At 48.5% G+C, this 17,747-nt stretch carries 10 protein-coding genes; 1 reads left to right on the top strand and 9 read right to left on the bottom strand.

The window, feature by feature from the left end:
* Window positions 1–21: 21 nt before the first annotated feature.
* Window positions 22–513: a hypothetical protein gene (locus VNM22_09365; GenBank protein ID HWP47356.1), complete on the bottom strand. Its 492-nt coding sequence runs from the start codon at window positions 511–513 to the stop codon at window positions 22–24.
* Between the two features lie 34 nt (window positions 514–547).
* Complete coding sequence (locus tag VNM22_09360) at window positions 548–1,549, bottom strand: WYL domain-containing protein (protein HWP47355.1); 1,002 nt, start codon at window positions 1,547–1,549, stop codon at window positions 548–550.
* 1,676 nt (window positions 1,550–3,225) lie between these two features.
* Here VNM22_09360 and VNM22_09355 point away from each other — a divergent pair.
* Window positions 3,226–3,462 (top strand): DUF4926 domain-containing protein, encoded by a 237-nt coding sequence (locus VNM22_09355; protein HWP47354.1) that lies wholly within the window; start codon window positions 3,226–3,228, stop codon window positions 3,460–3,462.
* A 78-nt stretch (window positions 3,463–3,540) separates the two neighbouring features.
* On the opposite strand, the gene VNM22_09350 is transcribed toward VNM22_09355, so the two are convergent.
* Genes VNM22_09350 through VNM22_09320 form a run of 7 tightly spaced genes read right to left on the bottom strand, consistent with a single transcriptional unit; the run spans window position 3,541 to window position 17,741 of the window.
* A complete protein-coding gene (locus tag VNM22_09350) occupies window positions 3,541–8,202 on the bottom strand; it encodes a DEAD/DEAH box helicase (protein ID HWP47353.1) in 4,662 nt (1,553 codons plus the stop codon).
* A 17-nt stretch (window positions 8,203–8,219) separates the two neighbouring features.
* Window positions 8,220–10,766 (bottom strand): hypothetical protein, encoded by a 2,547-nt coding sequence (locus VNM22_09345; protein HWP47352.1) that lies wholly within the window; start codon window positions 10,764–10,766, stop codon window positions 8,220–8,222.
* A gap of 34 nt (window positions 10,767–10,800) precedes the next feature.
* Complete coding sequence (locus VNM22_09340; protein HWP47351.1) at window positions 10,801–13,329, bottom strand: TIGR03986 family CRISPR-associated RAMP protein; 2,529 nt, start codon at window positions 13,327–13,329, stop codon at window positions 10,801–10,803.
* On the bottom strand, window positions 13,326–13,922 hold the full coding sequence (csx19, locus tag VNM22_09335; GenBank protein HWP47350.1) for a CRISPR-associated protein Csx19: 597 nt from the start codon (window positions 13,920–13,922) through the stop codon (window positions 13,326–13,328). Before csx19 ends, VNM22_09340 begins: the two co-directional genes overlap by 4 nt.
* Window positions 13,919–15,406 carry an RAMP superfamily CRISPR-associated protein gene (locus tag VNM22_09330; GenBank protein HWP47349.1) on the bottom strand — a complete coding sequence of 496 codons (1,488 nt, stop codon included), beginning with the start codon at window positions 15,404–15,406 and terminating at the stop codon, window positions 13,919–13,921. The genes csx19 and VNM22_09330 overlap by 4 nt, the downstream gene beginning before the upstream one ends.
* Window positions 15,403–17,058 (bottom strand): CRISPR-associated RAMP protein Csx10, encoded by a 1,656-nt coding sequence (csx10, locus tag VNM22_09325; protein ID HWP47348.1) that lies wholly within the window; start codon window positions 17,056–17,058, stop codon window positions 15,403–15,405. Before csx10 ends, VNM22_09330 begins: the two co-directional genes overlap by 4 nt.
* Window positions 17,055–17,741 carry an RAMP superfamily CRISPR-associated protein gene (locus VNM22_09320; protein ID HWP47347.1) on the bottom strand — a complete coding sequence of 229 codons (687 nt, stop codon included), beginning with the start codon at window positions 17,739–17,741 and terminating at the stop codon, window positions 17,055–17,057. The genes csx10 and VNM22_09320 overlap by 4 nt, the downstream gene beginning before the upstream one ends.
* Between the last annotated feature and the right edge of the window lie 6 nt (window positions 17,742–17,747).

Below are 17,747 nucleotides of genomic sequence, written 5' to 3'. Positions count from 1 at the left end.
GGATAAAATGAAATCAAAGCTTTATTCGGTCATTAAACCCCAAACCGTTTCAAAGAAGTCTTCTAAAATAGGTTCGGGACCTGTACCAAAGTTTATATGTGTACCGTCAACTGTCCATTCACCGAGAACTGTTCCTGGGAGATCATTTAGCAAATTGAAGCTGTATTCCAAAGTAATAAAACGGGTAACAGCTTCCTGGGTACAGAAAATTTCTTTCTTCCAAGATCGATAAATCATTGCAACAAAATACGCCTCTGCAACAGCTTGGGGAGTCGGGAGTGTAATAAGTACTATGATCGTTCCTTCATCCAATTTTCTGATCTCATAATCTAAGTTGTCTGCAGCTACTAGGTCTGACTCTTCCATATTTGTGCCTGCATGTGCCCACAACAAATGTAAAAGGTCATTTCTATGACTACTCAAGGCTGTGATAAACTTTACCGGGTCGGCATGAAATAAGGATGGTAAAATTTTATGTGCAAAGATATAATGTTGACTTCTTGGTTTTCTCATTTTTCTTACCTCACTTTATGTCCTCACAGGTTACTTATCTTAAATTTTTATCTCCGTCTTCTGGATTCTGCCCGTACATCTCCACCTCCCTTCTCGCCATGTTCAGCATATACTGCCGCATCTCCTCAGGTTCTAATACTTCTGCATCGGGTCCCCATTGACGAACCCACCAGATGACTTCCCTCGGTTCGGCAACTTCGACTTCGTAGAGAATCCCCCCATCCTTCAAAGCTTCAATTCTCTCCGAGGGATGCCATTTAACCTCTTGGATATAAAAAGCCTTCTCTTTGTTGAATCGAATCTTCACCCTGGTCTTTCGCTCTCCCGTAAATACCGAAAAGCTATCTCTGTGACGATTTCTAAATGAATAATCTTCCCGAACTTCAAACCGATTGGGTTCGGGCCAGGGTTCAATCTTTAATACCCGGCTGAGTCGATAGGTACGGATGTCTCCAGTAGTTCTACAATAAGCATCCATATATAGAGAACGCCTTCTAAAGAAAATCATGTAGACATCGATGTCATGGGTGATCTTTTGAAAGTCATCATAGGGAGAAATGTAGATAATTTTTACAATTTTGCGATGCTCCATGGCGTATTCCAGGGCGTTCAGGATCGTTTCCTTACAGCCATAGCCTTCATTATAAATGGCGTCTTCCAAAACCCTTTCGAGTTTATGACGCACTAGGGTGTCCGGGTAATTGGCCACAATCTTTTTAATGGCTTTAATGGCCCGATAGGTAATGATGTAATCGCTCATATCAAAGAGTTGACGAACACTCATAATCAACGCTGAAATCTCGGTCAGAGTGAGATGACCTGTAGGAATAAAAGGATCTTTTTCTATTTCAAAGGAACGGGTTAAGCGATTGTATTTAAATTGAAAATTTAATTTCTCCAGTTCCGCCTTATCTTTATAGAATTGGGTTTTCGAGATACCGAAATACCTGGCAATCTGCTCAGGGGTTTGACGCGGGTTTCCCCGAATTTCGGTCATAAGCTCGAAGAGTCTGAGAAAACGATTCCGACCTTCCACAATACTCCTTGAAGGGCCTTGAGAAATCTTTGGATTCCCCTGGCCCCACTAGTAATTAAAGTTAAGATAAAAGACGATAAGGGGGAGAATCAACTGTGAAACAGTTCACAGTAAACCCCAGGGTGAACTTAGATAGAATTTTCTGTTTGGATTATAACGCGACCCTGTTAAATTACCGAAAAAGCTCCGGCAGGGCGACCTGTGTGGAAATCCTGGCGTCTCACCCCAGGATCCTTTAGTTCCGTGTTTCACAAGCCACCCCCCACGAAGCCTGGTATTCGATAAGACATGGCTACAAACCGATGGCTCCTACGGAGCTTTTAAGGCTAAAACGTAATTTAACAGAGTCGAGATGGTTATCGGATTAACATCAGGGTGCTAATTCCTCTTTACAATCTTTTCCTTCGTAAAAATATGAAGGGTTTTCCTTTAACTTCCGGTAAGACGATTCAAGAGATAAAAGTCAAATAGGTCCGCCGAAATAACGCAAATTTCAGGCGGAAGGGATAGGTAAAAAAGGAGGACGGATCAATCCTTAGTTTCTATTCATGAATCAGACCCAACTCCCCTGATACCCTAGGAGGTCAACATAAACATAGCCTGCAAATACTACAAGTGATCCCTCCCCATCCCCACCCCTCAATCCTTTCCCTGTCCACAGGAATGGGAAGTTGAGGGGCGGAAGGTCGAATCCCCTTTAGAGTTCCTCAGCCTGTTACAGGTTTGTACCAGATGTTTGTAAAGTTGGACACAAACCTCAACAAAAGGTTGTACCAATTATTTACTTAATTTTAACTGAGGGTTAATGATAATCTGGGACATGGTTTCGCATACCTCAAGAGGTCTTGAAATACCGCTCAAGGATTACATCTTTCGTGCAAAATTCCTCACCAACAGGTCAGAGGCAAGCCTTGCCACGATCTCATGGTCCTTTTCTCTCTCGGCCAGCATGGCATTAGTCGTAATTACCCGATTTTGTCCGAACTTGACGCCCTCAATTTATCGTGTTATAATTTCCTCATAAAGGTAACAAGGGATAAGTTAAACCTTGTTCTTAGAACTTAGGGAGAAACCCGAACCTTCTCCTGACCCGGTTCTCTTGCAGCGAATTTGAGATCGTGCCCTTTCGATAAGCTCATGACTGAAGCTCATGACCGGCTTGAGAAGCTTAGACATAAGGAACTGGGTTTTTTCAGTTCCCTGGAAGGTTTGATCAGGTTTAGGCAAACCAACCAGTGTACTTTATTTTTATGGTTCTACTACAGTGAGAGCCCGACATGAAGCTCCCTAATCGGGAAAGTGCTTACATTTCGCCGTCAAAATTGAGAGATTATCTATTATCGGAAACACACCCTGTTGGTAGATCGAAAGCCAGGTTCTTCCGTACCCTTGGCTTCGATGAAACAAATATAAACATATTGGAGCAAGGCCTAATAGCCATTGCTCGTTCCGAAGATGTTAAAGAAGCAACTTCGTCACCACACGGCATAAAATATATCCTTGAAGGAGCACTCCAAACCCCGGGAGGGGGCACCGTACGGATACAAACAGTCTGGATCATTGACGCAGGTCAAAACCGTCCTCGCTTCGTAACCGCGTATCCAATATGAGTGGGTTGAAATGAACCAATGACTGTCTGTTCACTGTTCATCAATAACTGTTAAGAGGAGGATAATATGATTCAAGAATTAGATACGGTCGTTCTCACCCATGACATTGAAGAGCACGGCCTGAAACAAGGTGATGTAGGAGCCGTAGTGCATCGCTACAGGGACGGCGAAGCCTTCGAGGTCGAGTTTGTCACAGCAGAGGGTAAAACCGTGGCGCTCCTGACGCTCAGTCGAGCGGATATTCGACCCATGAGCGGTCAAGAGATTCTGCACGTTCGGGAATTCACTCCAGCGTCAACCTAATTCCAGTTCGTGCCGATTTTTACAAAAAGGTTAAGTTAAAAGACAAAATTCATATGTCCTTAAGTTATAGAAGGCCATTTAATCACTTTCCCACTCCAAGAGCATAGTTTTCAAGTAACGCAGGACAGGACCCCGTTGAAGATAGGGATGGGCGAACTGATTTCGGTAGCTTCTCAAACATCCATAACAACTCGTACCCTCATCGCAGCCACAGTTCCCACTAACCCTTTTCCAGGCAGCTTCCAGACAGGCTTGAAGCATTTCTTTTTTCTCCAGTTGGGCGACAAGGCCTGCTCCACCCGGTACATTATCGTAGAGGATAATGGGAGGTAGAGAATCTGTCTGACTACTATAGGCTACGGTTGCGTTAAGATCCGTAGAGGGTACCTCTAAGACTTCTGAGGCAGCCCCTTCGACCAGGGCATAAGCCAATGAGTATGCGAACCAGACGGGCTGTGTAGCCTCTTCAGTTTTGGCATGAAACTGAAGCTGAAGTACATCCGTGACAAACTCATGCCCCAGAGAAACCTGTACCAGCGTTCCGGAACATTCACTCCCGTAGGAGGTCTCATGTTTCTTTTTGGGTTGTTGAAATCCAGCACCACATCTTTCACAGATGTAGAACCCTCTCCCACGGCGGCCTTCGCAAAGCACCACCAGATAACCGGGGGTGGCCGTCGTTAAACGAATACTTCCAAAGTTAATCGGGTTGCCTTCCTTGTCTTTAAAACCTGCAAAGTAGGGCCGCGTGGTAAAGACCTTATCGGGTCGCCTTTTAGGCTCTTCCGGTTTCTCTCGATTGGTCACAAAGCCAAATCTCGGATCGAGGTACTGTGCGGGAAACATATGCGCACAGCATTTATTAAAAGATGGCAGCCGTTTTTCATCCCGCCAGGGTTTACGTTCAAAACGGTTATGGATGGGGCACCGGGCATACCACCAGCGATCCCATTCCTGCCCGGCAACCCGCTTTAACCCGTAGGAAGTCCATATCTTTTTGTTGGCAATCAGCTTGCTCGTTGGGGCAAACTCAGAAACGGCAATGGCTAAGTCCCTCTGGAGGGAAATTTCCTTCGCTTCGCCATGCTGAATACTTTGTGTATCTAGTTCCACCACATCTACCGGAAAGCCATACTTGGGGATCACGGCCTTACGGGAAAGAAACGAAAGAAACTCCTCTTTAGCAATGGTATCGGCTCGCTTCCGGGCCCATTCGGCAGTTCGATAATTTCTGTTTTCCCTTGCACTCTTTTCAAGCTCAATCACGTTTTGATAATCACTGGAAACCTCCGCTTCAGCAAGAAACAGTCTACTTTTCTCTCCGGCAACCTTTGCCATCCAATCTTTGTTCTCTAAGCCAACCCGGCCCGCTATTTCGGGTGGAACAATAGCCTGTAAAGATTTCTTAAGGTTAGCTTCCTGCTCATTTAAGAAAGTTTTAAAGTCGGCAACACCCGAAGGATGACTTAGGTCATTGAAAAAATTTTCAACGGTCTTGAACTTATCCTTAAAGTTTCGAAAGAAATAAGATAAGGCGGTTGCCGTGATATGGCGAGTAATTATCTTTTCATTTCGTAGACTCAACACAGGAGGTCGAACCTTACCACTCAGTATGCGCCTGGGTTCAGCAAAGTGATAAAGGTCGTGGGGTCCGCGACGACAATAGGTAATAGCAAATCCAGGAGACCCACTCCGGCGTCCCGACCGACCCACCCGCTGTACATAGTTAAAGGCCTCCGGCGGTACATTGCGGAGAAAGATGGTGTCGAGATCCCCTAAGTCTACACCCACTTCAAAGGTTGTAGAACAGCTCAGAACATGGATTCTACCTTCTTTGAACTCATCCTGAAATTCCCGTGCTTTCCCATGGTCCAATTGTGCGGTGTGCTCTTCCACGCGCATAGGACCGGCTAGATCCTCTTCATATAACCAACGGTAGTGATTAGGCTCAAGGTTATCCGGTTGTATCCCATTAAGCGTGCCCAGGCAACGAGGCCTTGGGCAGACTCTACGAACCGATACGGTCTGAAGACGCCCACACCTGTCACATCGGAAAATTTTATGATGCTGGGTAACGAGATGCACTCTCCACCAATCGGGATTAAGCCTCCGGGCATCTTCAACAGGAAGAAGTAAACGGTCTTGGGGAGAAGCTGACTGATCAAATTCTTTAAGAGTTTCCCAGATTGCTCTCAGAGTTTCAATAGCCCAAGGGATTGCCTGATCTATGGAAAGATGGTTCCTTATCAGAAGCCTGGTCAAAAACTGGGCACGCCGTCCCGTTTTTCCATCCCAGCTCCGTACATCCTTTTGCTTTTTAGGTTCACCGATTCGAACCCGAGTTTGCCCTCCTTGGAGTTTAAGATCACTCCAATTTACGGAAATACCCGGCTCAGTTCGAAGTTCAAGGGCCCTTTCGGCCCTCATAAAATCCAGGAGAATAAATAGTAAATCCCAGGCTTCTTGTTCGGTTAACGACCAGGGGGGATTCCTGAGAATCTCAGGAATCTGGAACCAGACTGGCCATTTTACCAGCCACCGAACCAGACCCACGCCCTCTAAGGAAATTCTCGATTCATCGGTGAGAAACTCCCGATAAAGTCTCAGCCAGGCCTCACGGCTCAAGTCTAAGCTACCTGTGGTAGGAGGAAAAATCCTTCTCTCTATAAAGAGATCTCGTAGGTTTGTAGCCAGTTCTCGCAGGGACAGACCTTCCGATACATGGGGACTCAGCCTCTGAACCACCCTCAAAATCAAGTTGCGGTTCAGAATGTCTCTATAGGAATCTTCAAGATACCAGGCAAAAAAGGCGGCTTCCTGACGCCCATCGGTAAATGCCAGTATTTTTTTCCGTTTCTCTGGAAGGCTCTGATAAAGAGTTGTAGCAATAACCGCATTGGGGCCATCGGCTCCATGGATTACTTCTCTCACAGGATCACGACCGGCCGCACTGTATCCGCAAGCGCCACACTTCGCTACCTGATCGGCTCTATCTTCATCCTTTGGAGATTCTTCCTGGACTACCTGGATTAAATTGTCATGGTTACATCCTGGTTTACTTCGTCCTATCTCGCCGCACTGAACGCAAAGCTGGAGTATCTGTCTGTTGACAACCCCACTATAATCCTCCTCTATGTCATCTTCCTCACGATCCTCTTGGGGGCGTAAGAAAGTAGCTCCAAAATCAATTTGACCCGGGTCGCGGATCGCTTCCTCCAGTTTACCACCTTTGAGATTTTTTGGGCCTATAAAGTAGTGTTGACCGCATTCCCGACACAGTGCAACTTCAAAAGCTTTAATCTCCTGATCCTTCCCTTTACGATCCAGGAAGACCTTCTTTTGCGGCCAGTAGGAAACAAATGCGCCTTCAAGCGAACGTAAGAACAGATGGTAGCGTACCGATAAGAGCGGGGCATGGGAAGCAGGATCTCTTGCCTGGAGGAGAAGCTCAATCAATTCAGATAGGGCAGGTACGCGTTCTGTATCCGACAGGTCAGCAAAGACCTCTTCGGCAACTTCCCGAGCTTCCATAGGATTGCCTGTAATAAGACGACGTAGCTTCGTGGATCGAATATCGTGTTGCAGAATCCTTCCAACCGTATAGGATAAATCCTCGCTATCCGGGAGATCTATTTCCAGTCTATTCGCCAACCCGGCAAGCTGGTTCCTGGTTTCTGGAATTCGTCCCTGCAGGGCTTCCCGTAGAAGTCCATAAACATGTGCGGGAAGATATTCTATCCCTGACTCTGGGATGGGTTCAGTCTCTCCAAGAATTACGTCTTTCGTGCAAAATTCCTCACCAAACAGGTTAGAGGCAAACTTTGCCACAGCCTCACGATCCTTTTCTCCTTCAGCCAGCGTGGCGCTCGTTGCAATACACCGAAAAGGCTCCAGACGCCCACCCTCTCTGAGTCTCTGTTTGAGGCGTCGCAGGAGCATGGCCATCTCAATACCCTTCGAGCCTCGATATTGATGGGCTTCGTCGAGTATCAGGAACGTCCACCATCGAGCACGTCCATGATCAAAGAGGGGACTATCATCCGGCCTGAGCAGTAGATATTCCAGCATGGAGTAGTTGGTGAGCAGAATATGGGGAGGTTGGCTTCGCATTTCAGAGCGTAAAACCAGCTCGCCGGGTAGCCGATTTGCCAGGCGCTCGACGGCACGACGTCGGGTGTCGTTTTCATCTTCCGGTGTTTCTCCGATATACTGTCCGAAGGTAACTCTGAAGGATGATTTCTCGTATTCAAGCTGTTTGCAAATTTCACCCAAACGCTCCCGCTGATCATTTGCCAGAGCATTCATGGGATAGAGAATCAAAGCCCGCACCCCCGGACCCAATTGACCGGACTGAAATTCTCGGTAAAGGTGAAGCAAGACAGGATAAAGAAAAGACTCGGTCTTACCACTTCCTGTTCCTGTGGCCACAATGATATTACGTCCTTCAAAGGCTCCTCGAATGGCGGCTTCTTGATGTCGGTAAAGGGGTCTATCTCCCTGCACGGCCCTCAAGAGTGCTTCATCAGGCTCAAATCCAAGGAGGTTCTGAAACAGATCTCTTGGCCTCTGGGCCCGCTGGAAAACGGGAGTAGCCTCAAGGTACGGCCCTTTGCTCAAATATCCTGACTGAAGGGCTTCTTCAAAAGATGCCCGGAGATCTGGATCCTTAAAATAAAAGGTGGTTTTGAGATAATGCCGATATCTCTCTTCAATTCGTTGGGATAACGTTATGAGATCCATTAGAAATCCTCACTCCTTTATTGAAACACGTAAAGCATATTTTTATGGTTTTCCCTCAAATGCCCTATCCTATCTCTTGGAATAGCGTTACGTAAAAGATAACGACACCACTTGCATTCATAAAGATGGGGGGGGTTTTTGGAGAGAACCTCTCGGATTTCATCTGGTTTAGAAAGAATTTTAATTTCTAAAGGAGCTCCTGCTTTATGAGATTTCTCTTTGCTGTGTCGGTCCATGACAGTGGTTGGATTTCTCGGATCATCGGATTCAACATAGAAATTACAATGAGAACACTTATATATTTCTCTTGGAAGAGCAGAGTCTTGATCCTGTATTCTTTCATGGGTTTCCTCGGAAGTCAAAAGTCGAAAGCATGCGTCCAGGTGATCGGATTTAATATGATCCCATAGATCTTCTTCTGTAGAAATTGAGAATTCACAGAGTCTACAATTAGCTTTGAGTGTAAGCTTGCAGGTGGTTATTTGATACTTTGTACCCCTATGGTGAATCCAAAAATTAAATAAAATTGTGCCAATATTTTGGATCTCCTGTGCATCACAGAACTGTCGTAACGGGATACTGATGGTTCTCTCTGTAACTTTTATAGGACAAGGTACGGCTGTTGCTTCTTTAAATCCAACAAAAGCTTTATCTGCCCAACGTGGTTTTGGAAGTCTCAGCCACAACGTTTTCCTTGATGTGGCCAGGAAATCTTCACGGGTAAGAGGAAGTTTTTGAGCTTTCCATTCTGAGGGTATTTGGCTTTCTTCTCCAATGGCCCACCAGAGTCTTTCCACAAGAATGGTAACCTGTATCTGACACGTGCCTCGAGAACTTATAAACCAATCGGTTTTATCATAGTTAGGATTGGCAGGAAGGGTCAGTACCGTCCTGTTATCTCCACGCTCGATCTGGACGAGCTCTTCTAATTGACGGGACGGTTGAACTGTGCACCCCGGCTGGTGAAGGAATTCAACCCGTGTAGGCTCATGTCCATCCTTAGTAGGAACCGGAGAGGGTGGAGGTACTCTAATAGCCTTCAAGGCGGGGATAAATCTGAAGTCTAAACTCTCTAAAAGCTCATCCTTCAGATTGTAAATCCTGATAAAATACCAGCCATCGCCCCGTTCTGTAACTTCAGAAGGCAGGTCCTGTTCCTGAGTGTCTGGGTCGAGACTCAACAGCCTGGTCCATCCTAATTTTCTGATTCCCTCCTCCCCAATAACGATGGTCCCAATATCTTTCCATTGGAGGCGGTCGTCTAAAGAGCGGATTCGGGGGGGTTTCTCTCCAAATAAAGGACCCATAGCTTCATTCGCATCGTTTAGAAGATTCCCAACCAGTTCGAATCGGGATGCTCTGGGCTGGATTATAACCGACTTGCCCTCCTGGCTGCGAAAAGCGATCTTTTTGCCATCGCCTTTCTCAAGGATATAGAAATGAGCCTGATAGCCCTCTAAGGAAACGGGCTCCGGTGCTATGGGGGGCGGTCCCGAAAGCTCAAAATCACGTTCCCAACTATCCGGAACCACGGCCAGATAGGATCCAAATGAAGGAGACCGGATGTAGCGTCCTTCATTTTGATTATTCAGTTTAAATAGTAGATAGCCTTCTTCACCAAAGGTAGTATGCCGCTCCCTCGTACTCCCATCTTCCTCCCAACGGATCACGACCTGTCCATGAAATTCTTTAAGACACCGGTAATTTTCATCTGATTCATCTTGCGGGAGAGGTGATTCATTTTGAAGTACCGTCAAACCGGGGTTTTCAAGAAGATCTACCGGTATCTCCACGGCCAGAATCCATTGGCGTGCCCTTTTCAAACAGATGATCTCGGGTTTCGGACGCCGTAGTCCTGGCTCTCGCAATACTGGTTTCTCAGGATGTTCTTCCGTGCTTGCATATCTTCTAGGAGGTCGATGATCAAGTGGAGTATACCTTCCCCCCTTTAATTGTTCGGGTTTCTCTTCGATTTTCTGTTCTTCTTCAATCCTTTGCTGTGCTTCCTCTTCTGCTTTACGCTGGATTTCTTCTTTTAATTGTTTCCGTATTTCCTCCACCTCGCAGCGCGCTTCCTCGACCTTTCGTCGTTCCTGATCAAGTTGTCGTGCTTTTTCTTCCAATTGCCTGCGTGTTTCTTCTACTCTTTGACGTGCTTCCTCGACTTTTCGTTGTTCCTGGTTAAGTTGCACTCGCTCCATCTCAAGCCGCCGTTGTTCTTCTTCAATTCTCTTTTGAGCTTCTTCCTCCGCTTTATGTTGTGCCTTTTTTACTGCGCTTAGCGGCTGCCACCTGCTATCGCTTAAAATTAAAATGTGGTATATGGAAACAAGATTTCCTTCGAGTTTGGCTAGAACTGCGAGATTTCCAGGGTGTGAAAACAGTATAAAGGGAAAATACCTTAACTTATACAAACGCCAGCCAGAGAATGTGGGGGCCTGACCCTGCAATTTGCTCACATCGGTTTTTTGGAGTAACCTTAGAAGCTTTTGACACTCAAGCCCAATGTCGGGCTGTGAATTTGCAAGATCTTCCAGAAAACCTATTTTTATAGAGATTCGCATAGAGAATTACTGGGCACTGATGTGACAGATATACTTACTCCCATCCTTTAAAAATCGCACGTTGTACTTTTCCATCCTGCCGCGTGACATCGGCACGACAACGCATTCCGGCGGTTCCCATTCCCATCGGATAGAGAGGGAAGTTGCTACACGAAACGATTTCACCTCCCTCGGTTTGGACTTTTGCTTTGCCCCCCTTAACATCTTCTACTAGAGTGACCCACTCCCTCTTCGTTGTAACCTCTTCTTGTTTCGGTTTCTGGACCTTCGGGCTTACCTTTGGAGTAGTTTTGATTAGCGATTTTGCTGCAGGTGTAGAACCTAGATCCTGGGATGGTGTGGTCAGCTTGCTGGCGGGCACCTTTGTAGTATCTGAGATTGGCTCGGCAATGTGGGGATCAAAAGCACAGGGATCAGGCAATACGGGACGGTCACGGTATTCATTTTTCTTTGTGCCCTGCACGCCTGGCAATTCGATCATCATATATCGGGTGTTGGGACGCTGCCTGCCATTTTCAGTGATGACACAGTTATTAGGAGCAGCCTGACCGTTAACAGGCGGTACTGCCTTAAATCCCGGCCATTCCATCATTTTGAGCAGCATGCCGATACGCTTCAGTTCATAGAGGTGCTGGCAGGTGGTGTTAGGATTGAGTACTTCTAAAACATGCTGCTCAAACTCGTGGGTACGCCGTTCTAAGGTTGTACGGTCAGACAGGGATTCGCCGCTGCTTGAAGTACCTGTCTGCCAGGTGTCGCCGTTAAATAACGAGCCGTAACGTGTTGGACGGTTGGTCAGGTACAGGACGGCCTCCAGCTTCACCGCGCCCATGCCCAATGGTTTGCCCATGCCGAGATGGTGGCAATATTCCCTGGTAGAATTTCCTAACGGATGTAGTGCCCAGCAGAGCGCGCCCAACTCACGATCGGAGAGATTTTCGAAATAGATGCGAAAGGTAAATGTTACTCCCGGTTTAACGGGTCTGAACTGAGTGTGCTGAGTACTTGTGGCCGGAGCGTTGGGATCTTCAATATCTTGTCGGGTACGGTCGCCCTGGTGCCAGTATAGCTTGTGGCCACGAATGACGGTCTCCTCAGGCGTCTTATCACCATAGTGATGGAGTGTGTTCTTGTCGTCACTCGTCTGTACGAGATAGTGTTGAAACGCCGTCGGCTTGGGTGAGGCGAGAATACTCGGTACTATAGGATTTTGAGAGAACCAGATGTCCGATTGCCCTTCTGCCAATATAGCATCGGTGACAAAGACACGTCCGGCATAGGCCCGGTGTTTATCACCTTGCTTTGGGATTTCCTGAATAACCCCGCGCTGCTTCATATCGTCCAGTTCTGGTCGTGTGCGTACAAACCCAAATAGGGCCTCGGCATAGTCAATATGTTCAGGATAGCGTAAGGCTTTGGGAACAAAATCTAGAGGTGTGGCGGTACGTTTGTCGTTCTCGATGAAGGCCGGCACTCTGAAGTTCGGGGTATGACCGAAAAACAAGACTTCACCTCTTACTTCAACGTAAAAAATTGGATACCCATCCCGTAGACACCCCCTATATCGGTCAAAAGGTGGTTCAATTTGGAAGGGAGTCAACGCATCCAGATAGTCGGTTACAGCTTGATTGTTGATTTTGAGAAGTTTCTTTCCCTCAATTGCCTCTAACACTAAGGCATGCCTTTTGCGAGGGGAAACAACCTCTTCGCTGCCAGCTTCACGCATATTGCCGGAGCAGACAAGAATGCCCCGGTATGGGTATCCGGCATCAGATGGACCGATACGAGTTATGGTAATGAAATTACCCTTTTTGCCTTTACGAATGTCTACGTCGAAACTGACAGGATGATATTGAGGCCGATAATGGGGTGAATTAAAACGAATAAGACCGGGTAGGGCGTTATCGTGAATACTATCCTCTTTGACCTTGAGATAGGCTCCTTTCTCCGGCCATCCCATATCTGCTGGCTTTTTAGCCGGTTTAACATACCATTCATCCCCTTTTTTAATCAAATATCCAGCCTGGACGTTACTTCCAAATTTGCCTATGATTTTTCTGTACGGTTCACCTAAAGGATCGTCCTTTGCTGCTGCTACGGCGCGGTAAAAGATTTTGAGGGAATCTGTCACCCATTGCACCTTGCCGTAACTCACAATCTCCAGCACACTACGTAACATGCCGCGCAGGCTGCTACCGGGGATGACAGGCTGGTTGGGGTCACGGGTGTAGAAAAAGTGCGGGGTGTTCTTTACTTGCTGGAGATAGGAGCTGTCTTTGTCCTCGCCACGCTCTTGCCGGAGGAATTCGGGCAAGGTAAACGGACACCGTACGTAAAGCGGCGACTTCGTCATGAGTGTAACCTCAAAATAACCCGTATGCCGATCGGGATAATAGCGATCATGGTCGGGAAGATCGTTGGCGTGGTCTACGGCTGTTACAACAACTTCCGGCAACGGCACAAAGTTGTAAGGCGCGCTGGCGGTGCGATTAGGTTTGAGCTTGCCATTTGGGTTAACGGGATTTTTGTGCCTGGGTAAATTCAAGATGGTACGGTTGCTCATTTTGGTCCCTCCTCGTTTTTCAGTTTAACCAGCCGACTGGCGACAATACGGGCAAAACCGCTGTCGTCTTCCTGGATGTAGTGTCGTACCCACAGGTATGGCGGATTGGCCTCCCGGTTCTTTCCCAAAGGTAATTCCATCGGCACAGCATGGCACAGTCCTTGCGCGCCGTCTCGCAGCAAGGTGAAGCCGTTACGATGTTCCCCGTGGGTACCCCAAAGCATCTGGGGTTCATCAATGGCATCGGTGAATATCGGTGTTTCTCCGTTGACAGGCTGGCGAATCAGGCGAGCATGCCACCGATTGTCGCCGTCGCGCCAGAGCAGGAGTTCGGCGTGTTCTGCAAACAGTCGTGCCTGTTGTAACGTTTCTGCACGGAGCGGTGGAGATACTTCAGGTGCCACCCCGTTGGATGTGACCAGTTGCCCGTTGTCATTTATCTTACCCCAGATCACACCATCGTCGGCATGGGCCAGTAACCATTTTAACTTGTATTGGACAGCCTGGGTTTGTAACCATGCTTTCACATCCTGGATGGTATCCGTTGGAATCGGTTGAACGACAGCAGGGTAGGATTTAATTTCCAGTTTCATGATCTCCCTCCCTTCAAATACAAGCTCAATGCGGAAACAAATTTTTCTAATGCTTCACGATCTTCCATAACGGTCAGATCTTGTCCGTTGGTCCCGATTTCCCACCGTTGGGATGTACCTCTGCCCTGGAAGGTTAAAATCGCACGGTTACCTTTCAACCGTCCCCGTCCGACACTGCTCTCCCCGCCTAAGGGCAGGTCACCCGTCCACAGGTCTTTGAGCAGCAGCAAGAGAAGTCCAATTTCGTAATCCTTTGGGTTTACCAATCGTATATCCACCGTCAGGGTCGTGTCATGACCTCCGAAGGCAGGTTGTTCGTTGAATAGCGCCGTCTCTCGCGCTCCAGCGGTGAAGCGGTCTATACTGACCCGATTTTGGACAAGGTCTGTCCTGGCGTTTTGCACAACGATTTCGGTGACCATGACACGACTGGCCAACGGAGTTGCATCGGGGTTACCCTGTTGCCTGCGCTTCTGAACTTCGTCCATATCCGCTCCGAACATTTCATCAATCAACGTTTGTGCCCGGTCTTGAGTGTCCAGCGTGTTGGCAATCTTCAACGCCCGTGCCCGCAGTACACCGACCAGACTTGTTCCAGATAAAATCGGCTTTCTGGTGCCATCGGCTTGCCGTGCATGCAGGTGTACCATGTCAGGTCCTTGATCGTCCTGACCACTGCCGGAGCGAATCAACAGAGATCCATTTAGTGCGAAGGTGGCGTTAATGTGGAAAAACTCACGACGATCGTCCTCAAGCTTCGTAACACCCAGGGCTTTACCTATGTCCTGGATTGGGGTTACTGCTGAAAGGGGTTCGTCACCCTTTTCAATCCAGTCAAGCAAACCATCAGGTTTTGTCAGATCATAAGTTTTGACCCGCCATCCTGAAACGCTCACTCGTCCATAGCCGCGTCGCTTGCGGGCACCCAGCATGATGCTACCGTCATTAAACCCGGCCAGCGCCGTCGCCAGGCCACGTTTGAGAATATCAGCATTGTCACCCTCTCGGATGAGCAGCTCGAATCGTAATGGAAAGGTCGTACCTGCCTGCCACAGTTGCAGGTCGAATAACCTGTCCTCTCTGGCTGTGCGACTTTTAGGGTCGATGCTGACCCCGTTCCTCATTTCAATACCGAACGTTCCGGGTTTACCCAGCGCATCTTCTACAATGAGTGGGCTTTGTTCACCTTCCTCATCTCGTTTCAAACTACCGAAGAGCCGGACACTGGCTGAATTTGAATCGGCGGGTTGTCCATATCCCCGTTCACGTTCGCGAAGATAACTTCGTAACGCTCCGGTGACTGAAGCGCCCGTAAGTAAGGGTGTCTTGCCATCGAGTGGATCAACCAAAAGCGGCATATCGGTTAGCTCATCGGTATCCCCATTGCTGAAATGTGCCGGAGTTTGAAGGACCAAATCGCCCTCGACGACGATGCGAGAGATGATTTTCCGGGATGTTTGAGGTGACCAGAATGATTTCGTCATGGCTGTTTTTCCTCCTTTTGCCGATTTTTTATAGCACGAGCCAGCACGGCATCCATGAAACGTAGAACATATTCGATACGTAACGTATCGGTTAGAGCCGCTGTCAGGCCACCCACTTTGCGTGTATCTCCTGGCTGAAAACCCAGTATGGCCTTCCAGGCATTTTCTTCTGTTTTCTGAAGGGTGTTCTCCAACCATTCCAACAACGGCGTGCTGTCAATCCGTGCACGCTCAAATTGCTTGCGTGCAGTATTGCGATCCTTAACCTGTTTAAGGAAATCACGCACACGCTGCGGATTGGGCTGTTCTTTCCTCAACTCGTCGTGAAGGATGTTGCGTAACCGCGATAGTTGGGAATTGTGGGGTGCCTTATCGATATGAAGGGTGTTCACCCTGGTAATTAATCGTTCGTCCAACCGCTGACGCAACATCCGTTCCGCCATGCGTTTCAGCAGTATCTCGCTATCCGATCCCGGCGAAATCGGGGTGGCCTGGATGGTTGGCCTTGGCCTGATGGGATCGACCTTTAACTCCGCTTCCATCTGCCAGTTGACGGCCACCCGTCCAAAGCCCTCGGCACGACGCTCACCTATGCCCTCCACCTCCAGTTTCTGTAACCTCTCCTTTAACTCCCGGTCGTCCATATGGGGTTTTTCGTAAACGAACACACTTCCCATTTTCACCGCAAGTGCCTGTGGTAACGGCAAGCCCCACTTGCGGTTAAAACCACCAACGGTTTCTCCGCGAAGATAAGCCCATCTGGAAGGAGCCGCCTCGCCGGCATGTTTGTAAGGCGATAAAGAAATCCCCATCCGTTCTGACAGCGTCCGTGTGACTACCTGTGGATCAACGACAAACTGACCATTGTGATCCCGCAGCAAGGCATCGCTCAATAGGGTGATGATCAGCTTACCGTCTACATCTGGGATGAACGTACTGTTTGCCTCACGCCAGGTATCCAATGCTTCATCCTTTAAAACCTCAAACCTTGATAACCCATAACCTCCGCTACGGGAGCCTCCCAGTATGGCATCGCCCATGAGCCACAACTTGAGAGGGGTTACATCGCTATCATTACAAAGAATTGCGGCTTCAAAGGTCTGTTTCGGAGCCAGGGCATCATACCGGTAGACGGCTCCTTGGGTATCATCCTTCGAGGGATCGATTTTGTGAGCAGGCATCGCCCGTCCGAACCGGCGGGTACGTGCGGTATGGACGGTAATGTGACGGTCCGGCTGGACAAGATGAACCTTTTGTCCCCCTTCATTACTCAACGCGCAAAATGGTTTGTCGACCCCCTGCCATTGCTTTTCGTCCTCATCACGCATCTCCACGGCAAAGTCGAAAACATCCATTTCGTTGCCCTTCTCGCGCTGCCAGGACTGGGGAGTAGGCAGAGTACGCCTGCCCAGGCGATCCAGCGGATACCCGTTGAGATAGCGGGTGGTTCCATCAAAGAACAATCGCCGTGCGTCCGTGTCGACGGCGTCTAATTGGGTTAAGTTCCTTGCACGGAGATATCGTTTGATAACCGCACCCCGCAGGACACTGCCGGGTAAATAATCAAAAGCTACGGCTTCGTTGGGATCGCCTTCCAGAGCCGTGACCAGGGTCGGTTCCAGCAAGGTTATACGATAAGTGATCACTCTCATGATGACGCTCCTTTCACGAGTTGCTGAAAGTCCTGAAAGCAATGATCCGTGATGTCGTGACCATGCTCATCCCTTAACCGCGCAGTCAGCCGTCCGCGACCACGATTGCGCCCTGTACCCGCGCGCCGCAAAGACAGGACACAGGCTGCAAGTAACGCCTTTGTCACGTCATCGGGATCCCTATCAAAATCCAGTCGCGCGATAAACGGCGTGTCGCGCAGCACAACCCGCATTGACCGCAGGCTTCCTTCCTCGGGTGCGCCTGTTTTTTCATCAACGGCGGTCTGACGCCGAATGGCGGTCAGTGACTCTAAAACCTCGGCGGGCTTCAGACGAGGCGGGTCTGACTTCACATCTGCTTCGATGGCATCCCGCAGCTCTTGGGGCAACAAGGCGGCGCCGACGTGCATCAAAGCATCGTCTTCCAGGGTACTCCCCCCCTGCCCGAAGAGAAACTTCGCCGCCTGTTCAAACCGGGCATATGCCGGGGAATTTTGTCGATTCAGGGCAAACAGAATGTTGGCGCATTCTTCGGCTAATAGGCCTTTCAACGTACGCCCGCGCAGGAACGGCAAACCGGTCTCCACATCGTATTCCACCTCCTCATCCACCAGTCCGGCCACGCCATCCCCGCGCCCGAAGGTTGCGTCGCTTTTAAGTTTCAAATGAATTTCCAGTCTCATGGGTCT

The sequence above is a fragment of the Candidatus Limnocylindrales bacterium genome (assembly GCA_035559535.1).
In the GTDB taxonomy this organism is placed as follows: Bacteria; Moduliflexota; Moduliflexia; order Moduliflexales; family JAUQPW01; genus JAUQPW01.
The sequence above is the reverse complement of the archived record's forward strand: the minus strand, read 5'-3'. Positions and strand labels throughout refer to the sequence as shown.

Excerpts from the sequence above, each read along its gene's own strand:
- VNM22_09330 (HWP47349.1), bottom strand. The coding sequence starts at position 15,406 with ATGACGAAATCATTCTGGTCACCTCAAACATCCCGGAAAATCATCTCT.
- VNM22_09350 (HWP47353.1), bottom strand. The coding sequence starts at position 8,202 with ATGGATCTCATAACGTTATCCCAACGAATTGAAGAGAGATATCGGCAT.
- csx19 (HWP47350.1), bottom strand. The coding sequence starts at position 13,922 with ATGAAACTGGAAATTAAATCCTACCCTGCTGTCGTTCAACCGATTCCA.
- VNM22_09355 (HWP47354.1), top strand. The coding sequence starts at position 3,226 with ATGATTCAAGAATTAGATACGGTCGTTCTCACCCATGACATTGAAGAG.
- VNM22_09345 (HWP47352.1), bottom strand. The coding sequence starts at position 10,766 with ATGCGAATCTCTATAAAAATAGGTTTTCTGGAAGATCTTGCAAATTCA.
- VNM22_09320 (HWP47347.1), bottom strand. The coding sequence starts at position 17,741 with ATGAGACTGGAAATTCATTTGAAACTTAAAAGCGACGCAACCTTCGGG.
- VNM22_09340 (HWP47351.1), bottom strand. The coding sequence starts at position 13,329 with ATGAGCAACCGTACCATCTTGAATTTACCCAGGCACAAAAATCCCGTT.
- csx10 (HWP47348.1), bottom strand. The coding sequence starts at position 17,058 with ATGAGAGTGATCACTTATCGTATAACCTTGCTGGAACCGACCCTGGTC.
- VNM22_09365 (HWP47356.1), bottom strand. The coding sequence starts at position 513 with ATGAGAAAACCAAGAAGTCAACATTATATCTTTGCACATAAAATTTTA.